The 13,901-nt window shown below is 59.6% G+C and carries 7 protein-coding genes; 6 read left to right on the top strand and 1 reads right to left on the bottom strand.

Annotated elements, in window-relative coordinates; translation table 11 throughout:
• Window positions 1–49: 49 nt before the first annotated feature.
• The 3 genes from ppc (at window position 50) to IGB42_RS03080 (ending at window position 6,001) form a co-directional block, all read left to right on the top strand.
• Window positions 50–2,809 carry a phosphoenolpyruvate carboxylase gene (ppc, locus tag IGB42_RS03090; RefSeq protein WP_159666590.1) on the top strand — a complete coding sequence of 920 codons (2,760 nt, stop codon included), beginning with the start codon at window positions 50–52 and terminating at the stop codon, window positions 2,807–2,809.
• Between the two features lie 56 nt (window positions 2,810–2,865).
• Window positions 2,866–3,339: a hypothetical protein gene (locus tag IGB42_RS03085; RefSeq protein ID WP_159666587.1), complete on the top strand. Its 474-nt coding sequence runs from the start codon at window positions 2,866–2,868 to the stop codon at window positions 3,337–3,339.
• 652 nt (window positions 3,340–3,991) lie between these two features.
• Entirely contained in the window at window positions 3,992–6,001 is a 2,010-nt protein-coding gene (locus IGB42_RS03080; RefSeq protein WP_159666584.1) for a glycosyl hydrolase family 18 protein, read from the top strand.
• 507 nt (window positions 6,002–6,508) lie between these two features.
• On the opposite strand, the gene IGB42_RS03075 is transcribed toward IGB42_RS03080, so the two are convergent.
• Window positions 6,509–7,384, bottom strand: a complete 876-nt coding sequence (locus IGB42_RS03075) for a helix-turn-helix transcriptional regulator (RefSeq protein WP_159666581.1) — start codon at window positions 7,382–7,384, stop codon at window positions 6,509–6,511.
• A 755-nt stretch (window positions 7,385–8,139) separates the two neighbouring features.
• Between IGB42_RS03075 and IGB42_RS22500 the strand changes: the two genes are divergently transcribed.
• The 3 genes from IGB42_RS22500 (at window position 8,140) to IGB42_RS03060 (ending at window position 13,602) form a co-directional block, all read left to right on the top strand.
• Complete coding sequence (locus tag IGB42_RS22500) at window positions 8,140–10,128, top strand: carbohydrate-binding protein (RefSeq protein WP_304505695.1); 1,989 nt, start codon at window positions 8,140–8,142, stop codon at window positions 10,126–10,128.
• A 114-nt stretch (window positions 10,129–10,242) separates the two neighbouring features.
• Window positions 10,243–11,808 carry a carbohydrate-binding protein gene (locus IGB42_RS03065; RefSeq protein ID WP_159666578.1) on the top strand — a complete coding sequence of 522 codons (1,566 nt, stop codon included), beginning with the start codon at window positions 10,243–10,245 and terminating at the stop codon, window positions 11,806–11,808.
• 141 nt (window positions 11,809–11,949) lie between these two features.
• Window positions 11,950–13,602, top strand: coding sequence for a chitinase (locus IGB42_RS03060; RefSeq protein WP_201799805.1), 1,653 nt, complete (start codon window positions 11,950–11,952; stop codon window positions 13,600–13,602).
• Window positions 13,603–13,901 lie beyond the last annotated feature (299 nt).

Below are 13,901 nucleotides of genomic sequence, written 5' to 3'. Positions count from 1 at the left end.
GGTGATTTGCGCGGCGTGCCTACTTACGTTCCTAAGATTAGCTGCCGCCATGTCCCAACTCGAAACGATTGCCGACAAAGATCTGCCGCTTGCGCGTGATCTCGACCTCCTCGCCCGTGTGCTCGCTGACACCATTCGCGAACAAACCGGCGCCAGCACGGCCGATCAGATCAATGCCATCCGTGATCTGGCCATCAGCTATGTCGAGGGTACCGACCCTGCTGCCGGTGCGCAGTTGGCGAAATCGCTATCGTCACTGGATCTGCCCAATGCCGTGGCACTGGTGCGCGCATTCAGCTATTTCTCGCACCTTTCCAATATCGCGGAAGACCTGCATCACAACCGCCGCCGCCGCACGCACAAGATCAATGGCTCCGATCCGCAGCGCGGCAGCATCAGCGATGTGATCGCCCGCCTGTCCGAACGTGAAGTCAAGCCGTCCGAAATCCTCAACCTGCTGGCCAATACCCTGATCGCGCCGGTGCTGACCGCGCACCCCACCGAGGTGAAGCGCAAGACCATCCTCGATTGCCACCGCGCGGTGGCCGAGCTGCTGACCGAGCGTGATCGCCTGCCGATGACGCCGGATGAGCAAAAAGCTAACCAGGAAGCGCTGGAGCGCGTGCTGCTGACACTTTGGCAAACGCGTGAAATCCGTACCTTCAAGCTGACGGTGCAGGACGAGATCGAAAACGGCTCCGCGTATTTCCGCAATACCTTCCTGCACGAGCTGCCGCGCCTGTACGTGGACCTGGAAGACAAGCTGACCGAGCTAGCCGGCCAGGACGTGCAGCTGAGCAACTTCATCCATGTGGGCAGCTGGATCGGCGGTGATCGCGACGGCAACCCGTTCGTGACCGGCGAAGTGCTGCGTTACGCGGTGTCGCGCCAATCCGGCGTGGCGCTCGACTATTACTACCAGCAATGCCAGAAGCTCGAGAACGAGCTGTCCATGTCTGCACGCATCGTGCAGGTGGACCAAGCATTGCAGCAACTGGCTGATTCCGCCGCCGAAAGCCGCGCCCGCAAGGGTGAAGAGCCGTACCGCATGGCAGTATCGCAAATCCGTGCGCGCATTTTCGCCACGGCTACGCAGATCGGTACCTTCCATCATGCATTGCATGACGTGGCGCGCGCCGAGCCATACACCAGCGCCCAGGAACTGGCGGTCGATCTGGCCATCGTGGCCAATTCGCTGAAAGCGCACGGGGCCACCAAGCTGGCCGGCGGCCGTCTGCGCCGTCTGCAGCGTGCAGTGAGCGTATTCGGTTTCTACCTGGCGCCGATCGACATGCGCCAGAACTCCGGCATCCACGACAAGGTGATCGCCGAGCTGTTCGAGAAATCCGGCCTGGAAGACTACCTGGCGCTGAACGAAGCCAGCCGCCGCACCGTGCTGCTGCGCGAACTGGCCAGCCCGCGTCCGCTGATCTGTCCGTATGTCGAGTATTCCGAACTCACGCAGAAGGAAATCGACATCTACCGCGCCGCCGAAGCGATGCAATCGCGCTACGGCGAAGATGTACTGCCCAACTACATCATCTCCAACTGCGAATCGGTGTCCGACATCCTCGAAGTGGCGGTGTTGATGAACGAAGTGGGCCTGATCCAGCTGTCGCCGGTGGTGGTGGCCAAGATCAACGTGATTCCGCTGTTCGAAACCATTCCCGACTTGCGCGGCGCCAGCAAGATCATGTCCGAGCTGTTCGCCATTCCGCAATGGCGCCAGATCGTCAACGGCCGTGCCAATGTGCAGGAAGTGATGCTGGGCTACTCGGATTCCAACAAGGACGGCGGTTACCTCACGTCCAACTGGGAGCTGTACAAGGCCGAGCAGGATCTGGTGAAGGTGTTTGATGAAACCGGCATCACCATGCGCCTGTTCCACGGCCGCGGCGGTACCGTTGGCCGCGGTGGCGGCCCCGCATACGATGCGGTGCTGGCGCAACCGGCCGGTTCGGTCAACGGCCAGATCCGCGTGACCGAGCAGGGCGAAGTGATTGCCGCCAAGTTTGCCGACCGCGAAGTGGGCCGCCGCAATCTGGAAATCCTGCTGGCTGCCACGCTGGAAGCGAGCTTGCCGGGCAAGGCCGCCGTAGCGATCGACGATGCCGCGCATCACGCGCTGCTGGAGCGCCTGTCGCTGCGTGCTTACCAGGCCTACCGTGATCTGGTGTACGCCACGCCGGATTTCGTCACCTATTTCCGTGAAGCCACGCCGATCGGCGAGATTCCCAACCTGAACATCGGTTCTCGTCCTGCTGCGCGCAAGGCCACCAACAGCATTGCCGACCTGCGCGCCATCCCGTGGGTGTTCTCCTGGTCGCAGTGCCGCTTGATGTTGCCGGGCTGGTATGGTTTTGGCACTGCAATCAGCGAATACCTGGCCGAATCCGGCGATGAAGGCCTCGCTACGCTGCGCCAGCTGTACCAGAGCTGGCCGTTCTTCCAGGTCACCATCTCCAACATGGAAATGGTGCTGGCCAAGTCGGACATCGCGATTGCCGCACGCTATACCGAACTGGTGCAGGATCAGGATCTGGCCAAGCGCATTTTCGGCCGTATCAAGGCAGAATGGCAGCGCGCTGTGGATGCGGTGCTGGCCATCACCAATCACCCGGCGCTGCTGGGCGATAACCCGACGCTGGCCCGCAGTCTGGATAACCGCCTGCCTTACCTTGATCCGCTCAACCATCTGCAGGTTGAATTGCTCAAGCGCATGCGTGCCGGTGACGAGAGCGAGGAAGTGGCGCACGCCGTCCACCTCACCATCAACGGGATTGCCGCCGGCCTGCGCAACTCGGGCTGATCTATCTCTATATAAGTCAGCGGGTGCAGCATCGGGCACCAGAGGATAACGCCGCCATGAAACGGATTTGCTGTTGCTCCGTCTTCCTGGCGGCGTTTTTCCTGCCCGCTGCGTATGCAGCGAAAATCCCCAGCCATTTCAGCGATCAGGTCGAGGCGGCGCTATCGTGCAGGTCGGAATGGTCTCCTGATTACTGGCGTGACTACTTCCATACCTATCTGGGTGAGCCGCTGCGTACCTGGGGTGGCGCGGACTGGTTCGATTCGCAGAATGCGGAGCTGGCCGGCAACCCGGCTGTCGAAGTGTTCGTCAACACCCGCGATACCACCGCGCTGATGGTCGGCGCGCTGATCCCCAGCCCGGTCGAAACGGTACGCAAGAACATCGAACAGCGACTGGGCTACGCATTCGTACCGCTGGCCGGCCCATACCCGCGCTATCTGTCCAAGTTCGGCAGCGTATTGATCGGGCTATCCAATGATCAGACCAAATGGTACTGCGCACGCTGGAACCTGGGTAATCGCCCCTGAAAGCATGCAAGTGTATTGCCACCCGCCGTCAAAATTTCGCCCGCATACAGATTTCCACTGATACCACCTGATCGGGGAAATTGTCAGTTTCTTTTGCGTAACACGGATCGCTGTCAGCAACCGGGCATGTTACAGATTTTTACTCGGGTGTTTTATGCTTGTATGCAAGGCGTAAGGATGTGCGGCGCATCTGCCGGAGCACTTGTGAGAAATACCGCAGTCCCGGCAAATTTCTCAAAAATATTTGTGTAGTTTTCACAAAAAAACTACAAAAATCTGTAACAGGAACGTACAACAGCATCGGTTAATGTTGCGTAGCAACATGGTGCAATCCATTGTTTTAAGGGATTTGCGGCGTGAATCGTGCGCCAATGTTGTGGTGCACCAAGCCAGTTTTGGGCCGACTTGTAGTTGGTAGTCTTGGCGATACCTGCAGCGTCAGTTGGCCGACGAACGGCAGCGATCATATGGCTTGACATCGGAATCGCACTCAGCAGTAATGAACACCATCACGGACCAATTGTGGTTCGGAGATAGCCCGGTGGCCCGAAAAAACCCATAAGCTTTCACAAAGATGACAGCGTGGTTTTAGGGTGAATACCAGTGGATGCGCGTGAATAACGCCAATACAAAGAAGGATGGAGAACGCTCTATGTCGCACTTCAATCGTTTTGCGCTTGCTGCTGTACCCGCTGCGCTGATCGCAGTTCAAGCTGTTGCCGCATATCCGGCATGGCAAGAAGGCAATACCTACTCGGCTGGCACCATCGTCAGCTACAGTGGTCATGACTACAAGGCACTGGTTACCCACACCGCTTATGTCGGCGCCGGTTGGACTCCGTCCACCACCCCGACACTGTGGGGCGATCTGGGTGCCAGCACTGGTACTCCTGCTACTCCGGTTCCGACTGTCGCTCCGACAGTTGCACCGACTGCCAAGCCGACTACCGCTCCGACAGTAGCACCGACTGCCGCTCCGACAGCAACACCGGCTCCGTCCGCTGGCTGCTATCAAGTATGGGCTGCAGGCACTGCCTACAACGGCGGCGCACAAGTTACCTATAACGGCCGCAACTACCAGGCCAAGTGGTGGACCAGCGGCGACGTGCCGTCCTCCAGCACCGGTGATGGCAAGCCCTGGACCGATCTGGGCGTATGCGGTGGCTCCACAACCGTACCGACCGTTGCGCCGACAGTGGCACCGACCGTCAAGCCGACCGTGGCTCCGACAGTTGCACCTACCGTTGCACCGACAACCGGCCCGACAGTAGCACCGACCGTCAAGCCGACCGTGGCTCCGACTGTTGCACCTACCGTCGCTCCGACCGTGGCACCGACAATCGCTCCGACAGTCGTACCGACAACTGGCCCGACCATCCCGCCGGTTACCGGTCGTCAAGTGGGTTCCTACTTCGCACAGTGGGGCATCTACGGTCGCGGCTATCAAGTGAAGAACATCCAGACCAGCGGTTCCGCTGCCAAGATGACCTTCCTGAACTACGCGTTCGGTAACGTCTACCAGAAGAACGGTGGCTACGAATGTGACATCCAGTACCGTACCGAATCCGGTAACGGCGATGGTGGCGATCCGTTTGCCGACTACAGCAAGTCCTTCGATGCAGCCGGTTCGGTGAACGGCGTAGCCGACAAGTGGGACGACGCACTGCGCGGCAACTTCGGTCAGATCAAGCGCCTGAAGGCACTGAACCCGAACCTGAAGGTGTTCATCTCGCTGGGCGGCTGGTCGTGGTCCAAGTGGTTCTCCGCAGCTTCGCAAACCGACGCACTGCGCAAGCAGCTGGTTTCGTCGTGCATCAACACCTACATCAAGGGCAACCTGCCGGTTTATGACGGCGCAGGCGGCACCGGTGCAGCGGCTGGCGTATTTGACGGTATCGATATCGACTGGGAATTCCCGGGCGTTCAAGGCTTCGGCTACAACACCGTTTCGCCGGCTGACAAGCAGAACAACACCCTGCTGCTCGCAGAATTCCGCAAGCAACTGGACGCTGTGACTGCAACCACCGGCAAGAAGTACGCGCTGACTGTCGCGATCGGCGCTGGCAAGGACAAGATCGACATGTCCGAACCGGGCGAGTACAGCAAGTCGCTGGACTGGATCAACCTGATGTCCTATGACTTCCACGGCGGTTGGGAAGCAACAGGCCCGACGGACTTCCATTCGCATCTGTATCCGGATCCGAACAGCCCGAACCATATCGATCCCAAGACTGGTCTGCCAGGTCTGGGTGCCGAGTACAACATCGACCGTGCGATCAAGAACCTCGTCGCAGGTGGTGCACCGGCCTCCAAGATTGTCGTCGGTATCCCGTTCTACGGTCGTGGCTGGACTGGCGTGACGAATGCCAACAACGGTCTGTACCAGAAGGCAGCGAAGGCAGCGACCGGTACCTACGAAGCTGGCATCGAGGACTACAAGGTGCTGAAGAACGCAGCGGGTACCGTGTATACCAATGCAACCACCAAGCAATCGTGGAAGTTTGACGGCTCGACCTTCTGGTCCTACGACACCACTGACAACATCGCCACCAAGTCTGCATACGTGAAGACAAATGGTCTGGCAGGTCTGTTCAGCTGGTCGCTCGATGGCGATGATTCGACCGGTACCCTGATGAACGCGATGAGTGCAGTTCGCCAGTAATCGGTAGCAAGACAAAGCAATAAACAGTAGTTGATTGAAGCCCTCCCGGAAACGGGAGGGCTTTTTCTTTGGCTGCAGGAAATGCCTGGCATCTCTTCAGTCATTGTGGCCGGGCCGGAGTGGGGCAGACTGCTGCCAGCGGTTGCGATGATGACTAACGGCTGCTTGGGTCGTGCCGCCCTGTCTGGGGCGTGCGCGGGCCATGGCGGCTTTGGCATCCGCCTGGTGCTGCCGGTGGCTCATCCCGGGTCTGTTGCTTGCCGGAGTATGTCGTGAACACAGATCTGTGTCGTTGCTCTGCTGCGGCTCAACGACCTGCTGGCGATTGATCGCCGTGTTGCGCAAGCTCACAGTGTTAGCGTTAGCTTGGGGCGCAGAGCACGGTCAGGGTTTCCGCCAGGGTGGGGGAGTAACATGACCGGGTAATCGAGACCATCGCTTGCGCACGGTGTGCTGGAATGGCCGGCATCGCACTGCGGTGGAGTGAGCTGCAGCCGCGCCAGCCGTTTATGGCGGATTGAGCTGGCCGCGCCGGCGCAGCACGATGCTGGGCGCCATGCCGAAATGCTGCGTGAAGCGGCGGGAGAAGCTGGCGATTTCCTCGTAGCCGGTGGCGGTGGCTACTTCCCCCACACTGCCCATGCCGGCCTGCAGCATTTCCATGGCCCGGTTCATCCGGTGTGACAGCAGCATCTGCTGTGGCGATGCACCAAGGTAGCGCACGCACAGGCGCTGGAAATGCGCAACGCTGACGCCAAATTCGGCAGCCAATGCATCTACACGCCAAGGGCGGGCGGGGTACAGCAACACCGGACCAAACAGGCGTTGCAGCCGCAAAGCTACATCACTGGTTTGCGGTTCGGTATTGAGTTCGCGCTGCAGTAGTTGCATCACCAGCGTGAGTGCAGGGGTGGCCAGTGATTGATCGAATTCCGATAGCCATGCCTCTTCGCACAGCGTGGCCACTGCCGGGTACAGGCTGGCGGGGCTGCGCGCCGGACGTACCTGTGGCGCCTCGATCTGCAGGGCACTCCAGCGCGGGCTGTCGTTCAGCAGGAACCACACCAGCCGCCAGCTGGAGCCGGTGAGCTGGAAGCCACCACGGCGACCTGCGGGCAGAATGGCAACGTGGCCGGCCGGCAATGGCTGGTGTGCTTCTCCGTCGGTGATCTCGCCGCTGCCATCCAGCGCGAACAGCACCACATGAAACGGCGCGCCGGTGCGCTCGACATGAAAACTGTCGTGCGCATCGGTAATGCCAGTGAGCATCACGTCATAGTCATTGAGTGCACGCAAATAGGGCTTGTAAAACACCCGTGCACCAACGCTTTGCTGGACGGTAGTTGGCGAGACTTCGAAGTATTCGTGAAATGGAGTGGTCATTGAGCGATTCGAACAAGTTGACGTCATATTCTGACATTCAAGCCGACACCACAAGCCTGTATTGTCGGGGTGTCGCGCGAAAGCACTAGTTTGCTGTCGTGGTATTTCGACAAGAGCTGACTGGCTCGGCGGGGTGTGGACTACCCAGCCTTATGTCGTTGGTTCTCCTTCTTCATCATCTTGATGGCCGGGCTTGCGCCCGGCTATTTTTTTGTCCTGATTTCGACTGGACGATTGTTGCGCTGACTGATCGCCCGGATCGGAAGCTGCAGCACGCCCTGCAAATTCAAGCGTCTATGTGCTGGTTTTAAATGACTGGCCCTGCTATCGCAAGTGGTTTTGTCATAATCGATCATTAAACCAATAAATTAGAATTTTCTCAATTAAATCAATGGGAAATATTTTTGACATTTGGCGTGATCCAGTCGCAATATCAACCTGCAGGCCAGAATAGGCATTGAAAGCGACGCTACAAAGGCTTCGCGCTGCGGACGCACTGGTGACCCCATGCGTTGACGAAAGGCTGGACAGGCGCAAAGCCTGCCCATCGTGCGGCTAAGCAAACCGCCCCTTTCATACCAACAAAGAAGACTTTTGAATACGGTCGTACCGGCATTGCCGGTGGTATGCGCTTGACCGGGCTGTTTTTCTGCCCGGATATGCGTGCGTTTCCGCCTGCGCGCCGTTTGCTGTACCGCTGTATATCGGCCGGTTTCAGACTGGCCATTCAAATTATAAGGATTGGAGAGAGTTCAATGAAAAGCTCGCGCATCACGCGGCTGCTGACGGCTATGTTCATGGCCGGTAGCGTCGTTGCCGCATTCGCCGCCCCTGCCTGGCAGGAAGGCAATACCTATTCCGCCGGTGTAGTGGTCAGTTACAACGGCCACGATTACAAGGCACTGGTCAGCCACACCGCTTATACCGGCGCAGGCTGGAATCCCGCTTCCACACCGACGCTGTGGCAAGACCTGGGTGTAACCAGCGGCACCACGCCGACGCCTGGCCCGACCGCCACGCCGACACCGACCAGCAAGCCGGCTACGCCGACGCCTGCCGTTACCAATACGCCAACGCCGGTTGTCACCAGCACACCGACGCCGGTAGTGGGCAGCTGTAGTGTTGCTGCTTGGAGCACCACCACCGCCTATAACGGTGGCGCGCAGGTCAGCTACAACGGCCGCAAGTATTCCGCCAAATGGTGGACCAGCGGCGATATCCCTTCTGCCAATACCGGCGATGGCAAACCGTGGACGGATACCGGCCCTTGCGGCGTTTCGGTCACCCCGACACCGACCAGCACCCCGACTCCGACCATCTCGCCTACACCGTCTTCGGTTCCGTTCCAGCCGCCCGCTGGCGTGCCGGCCAATATCACCTCCACCTTCACCGAAGGCCCGGCATCGTCTGTCAGCGTGACCTGGACCATTGATTCCGCTGAACTCGGCGCACCGGTCAACTGGTTTGTCATGGAAGGTTCGCTCGTGGTACTGAGCGGTACCGGTCCTTATACGATTGGTGACGATTTCGTCAACAACAAGGCCTACTACAGTACATCCGGCAAGCTGACCAACGTCAGCAAGGGCACGCATACTTACTTCGTCAAGGTATGCAACGCCAATTTCGCCAAGTGCGGCAATGGCGCAGCGAAAACCGTGCAGGTCACCGGCTCCATCGTGACGCCGACACCGATCGTCACCGTGACGCCGACACCGGTCACGCCGACGCCGAACCCGGGTCGCAAGCTGCTGGTGGGGTATCTGCATGCCAGCTTTGCCAATGGCTCCGGCTATATCCGCATGGCGGATATCTCGGATGACTGGGATGTGATCAATCTGTCGTTCGCCGAGCCGACTTCGTCGACCAGCGGCCAGGTTGCATTCAAGCTCTGCCCGTCGACCGAGTGCCCGAACGTTGAATCCGAAGCCGATTTCATCGCCGCCATCAAGGCCAAGCAGGCCAAGGGCAAGAAGGTGCTGATCTCCATCGGTGGCGCCAACGGCCAGGTTCGTCTGGAAAGCGCCGCAGCACGTGACGCATTCGTCAGCTCGGTTTCGGCGATTGTCGACAAGTACGGCTTGAACGGTCTGGACGTGGACTTCGAAGGTCATTCGCTGCAGCTCAATGCCGGAGACAACGATGTGGCCAACCCCACATCGCCCGTGATCGTCAACCTGATCTCCGCACTGAAGACGCTGAAGGCCAAGTACGGCGCCAACTTCATGCTGACCATGGCACCCGAAACGTTCTTCGTACAGTTGGGCTACCAGTTCTACGGCGGCAACTGCGCCGGTTGCGATACACGTGCCGGTGCCTACCTGCCGGTGATCTACGCGCTGCGCAACGATCTGAACTGGTTGCAGGTGCAGGACTACAACTCGGGCCCGGTTACTGGTCTCGACAACACCTACCACTCGATGGGCAATGCCGATTTCCACGTGGCGATGACCGATATGACACTGTCCGGTTTCAAGATCTCCGGCAGCAGCTTCCAGTTCCCGGCACTGCGCCCGGATCAGGTGGTGATCGGTATCCCGGCCAACGTGAATGCCGGCGGCGGGTTTGTCGGCCCGGCTGAAATGACCAAGGCGCTCGATTGCCTGATGAAGGGCAGCAATTGTGGTACCTACAAGCCAGCCAAAACCTATCCGGGTCTGGGCGGTCTGATGACTTGGTCGATCAACTGGGACAAGTACAACAACTTCGAGTTTTCCAAGAGCTATCGCGCTTACTTCGGCCAATAAGCCGTAGCGCAGTGCCGCAGGCCCTCCAGGGTCTGCCGCATCCAGCCTTGAAAACCGCCCTGTCCAGGCGGCCCTGCATCGACCGTGGTGCGGGCCGCCGCAAAGGAGTCAAACATGCAAGTACGCAGGAATCGCCTGAGTGGCTGGCTGCTCGCCATTGCCATGGCCGGCGCCGTGATGGCCGCGCACGCCGCGCCCGCATGGCAGGAAGGCAGCACCTACACGGTTGGCGTCGTTGTCAGCTACAACGGCCACGATTACAAAGCCATCGTTACCCATACCGCTTACGCGGGTACCAACTGGAACCCGGCCTCCACCCCCACGCTGTGGCAGGATCTGGGCGTGAGCACCGGTGCAACACCGACGCCGCAGCCGCCTACCCCGACCCCGACGGTCACCGCGACACCCAAACCGGTTACCCCGACCCCGACAGTCACCGTCACGCCCAAACCGGTCACACCCACACCGACCACGACGCCGACGCCTGTCATCACCGCCAGCCCGACCCCGGTTACCGGCACCTGCACCATTGCCGTGTGGAGTAGCACCACCGCCTATAACGGCGGCGCGCAGGTGAGCTACAACGGCCGCAAATACACCGCCAAATGGTGGACCAGTGGTGACACGCCGTCGTCCAATACCGGCGATGGCAAGCCGTGGACCGATGCCGGCCCTTGCGATGGTTCCGGCCCGTCCCCGACGCCGATCGTGACCCCGGTGATCACGCCGACCACCAACCCGTCCATCACGCCGACCCCCACTCCCACGACAGCGCCGGTTACCGGCTACCGTTTCGCGCCGTATATCGATGTGAGCGGCAATGTGGATCTGCCGGGCTGGGCACAGAGCACCGGTGGGCGCTTCGTCTCGCTGGCGTTCTTCAACTCGGCAGGTGGCTGCAACGGCGGCTGGCCGGGTAGTGAATCCAATCTGATCAGCCAGGCCGCATCGCTACGTGCTCTGGGCGGCAACGTGATCATTTCGTCTGGCGGCTGGAATGCCAGCGATATCGCGCGCAGCTGTACCGATGCCGCATCCATCGCCACCATCTATGAAAACGTGCTGGAGCGTTTTGGCGCCGATCATCTCGATCTGGACCCGGAGCATGGCGACAGCCAGAATAACCTGGATGCCACCATCGTCGATCGCCGCAATGCCGCATTGAAGATCCTGCAGGATCGCTTCAAGGCCAAGGGCAAGACTGTGTACATTTCGTTCACGCTGGGCGTGCATCCTAGCCCGGGGTTCGACGCGGAGAACCTCTACGTGCTGCAGTCGGCCAAGAACGCCGGTGTCGAGGTCAATGTCATCAACCCGATGATCATGGACTACTACGATGGTGTATCGGGCAACCAGATGGGTGACCGTTCGGTGCTGGCATTGCAGAATGTATTCAGCCAGATCAAGGCACTGTGGCCAGGCAAGACCGATGCACAGTACTGGGCGATGCTGTCTGCAACGGCCATGATTGGCCAGAACGACAATCCGACCGAAGTGTTCACGCTGAATGATGCAAAGATCGTCCGCGATTTTGCCAAGCAGAAGGGCATGGCACGTCTGGCTTTCTGGTCGCTGGGGCGTGACAACGGCAACTGCCCGGGCAGTACTGCGGCAAACTGGCAGTGCAGTGGCATCAGTCAACAGCAATGGGATTTCAGCAAGATTTTTGGTGCATTCTGATCGCACCCGCATGATCTGCAGCATGCAGTGAGGGTGAGGGTGGAACACCACCCCGCCCATTCCATGCGGGAATCCAGCCCTGCATGACATGGCCGCCGCCATTGGCGGCGGCTTATCACCAATGATGGAGGAGTACCCAAAATGCAAGATCGTAAGCATCGCCCGTCGCTTCTGACGCGCGTTATTGCTGCCGCAGTGATGGCAGGCGGCATCATGGCCGCCCACGCTGCACCGCAGTGGGCAGAAGGTGCCACCTATACGGCCGGCACTGTCGTGACTTACAACAATGTTGACTACAAGGCACTGGTCAGCCATACCGCCTACGTGGGCGCTGGCTGGAATCCTGCCTCCACCCCGACCTTGTGGCAAGTGGTTGCCGGCACGCCGGTGACCGCCGTCCCGACACCGACATCGACTCCGGTAACGCCCACCGCAGCGGTCACCATTGTCCCGCAGCCTAGTGCTACGCCGACCACGCCGCCAGCCGGTGGTTGCACCGCGCCGGCATGGTCCAGCAGCACTGCCTATAATGGCGGCGCACAGGTCAGCTACAACGGCCACACCTATTCTGCCAAATGGTGGACCAGTGGTGACGTGCCGTCTTCCAGCACCGGTGACGGCAAACCTTGGAATGACGTGGGCGTTTGCAATGGCGGCTCGGTTTCCCCGACCCCGACTACCCGCCCGGTAACACCGACACCGATCATCACCAATACACCGACGCCGACTACCAAGCCGGTCACGCCGACTCCGGTTGTCACCAATACGCCGACACCGACGACCAAGCCGGTCATCACGCCGACTCCGACTTCGGTGCCGCCGACCGTTGTGCCGGGCACGCTGCCCAAGCACGCGCTGGTAGGCTACTGGCACAACTTCACCAATCCGGCTGGCGATACCTTCCCGGTCGCGCAGGTTTCCGATGATTGGGACGTGATCGTGATCGCGTTTGCAGACAATGCCGGCAACGGTAATGTCGCCTTCAACCTCGACAGCCATGCCGGTAGCGAAGCGCAGTTCATCGCCGATGTTGCCGCCAAGCGTGCCAAGGGCAAGAAGGTCGTGTTGTCGCTGGGTGGTCAGGATGGTTCGATCACGCTGAACACCGCGTCCGACGTGACCAACTTCGTCAATAGCCTGTACGGCATCCTGACCAAGTATGGCTTCGACGGTATCGACCTTGATCTGGAAAGTGGCAGTGGCGTTTCCAGCGGCGCACCGATCATCAACAACCTGATCACCGGCGTGAAGCAGCTTAAAGCCAAGATCGGCCCGAGCTTCTACCTGTCGATGGCGCCCGAGCATCCGTATGTACAGGGTGGCTATATCTCCTATGGCAGCATCTGGGGTGCCTATCTGCCGATCATCGACGGCCTGCGTGATGATCTGAGCGTGCTGCACGTGCAGTACTACAACAACGGCGGCTTCACTTACACCAATGGTGCCATGGTGAACGAAGGTACCGTTGATGCCCTGGTCGGTGGCAGCCTGATGTTGATCGAAGGTTTCAAGGTCAACTACGGTACGGGTTGGGAGTTCAAGGGTCTGCGTCCTGACCAGGTGGCATTCGGTGTGCCGTCCGGCAACCAGTCTGCGGGTCGTGGCTTTGTGACCGCGCAAGTGGTGGCCGATTCGCTCAACTGCCTGACCAAGCTGCAGGGTTGCGGCTCGATCAAGCCGTCCAAGGCGTACCCGGATTACCGCGGCGTGATGACCTGGTCGATCAACTGGGACAAGCACGACGGTTACAACTTCTCCAAGCCGGCTGCTGCCGCGCTGAAGACGCTGCCGTAACTGCTTTTCCGCTTGCAGGCAGTAAAGAAAACCGGGGCTTATGCCCCGGTTTTTTCATGCGATTGCTTACCGCATGCCTACGTTGTTTTTGCTGGATGTTTGCTTAACTTTACGAAGTGACAAATACATCACAGCCGTATGAACTTTTTCGTAGCAGGGCTGGATTTACTACATGAAAGCTTTAAGATTACAGCGTTGTCCGTGCCAGAGCAGGTGTTGTGGCACGCGGCAATGCGCACCGGGACGCCGATCCCGGGCCTAAATGGGCGGGGGTCGTGGCAACGGCGCCGGCTGACAAA

This window comes from Andreprevotia sp. IGB-42 (assembly GCF_009848685.1).
GTDB lineage: Bacteria > Pseudomonadota > Gammaproteobacteria > Burkholderiales > Chitinibacteraceae > Andreprevotia.
This window is presented reverse-complemented; position numbering and strand designations above follow the sequence as displayed.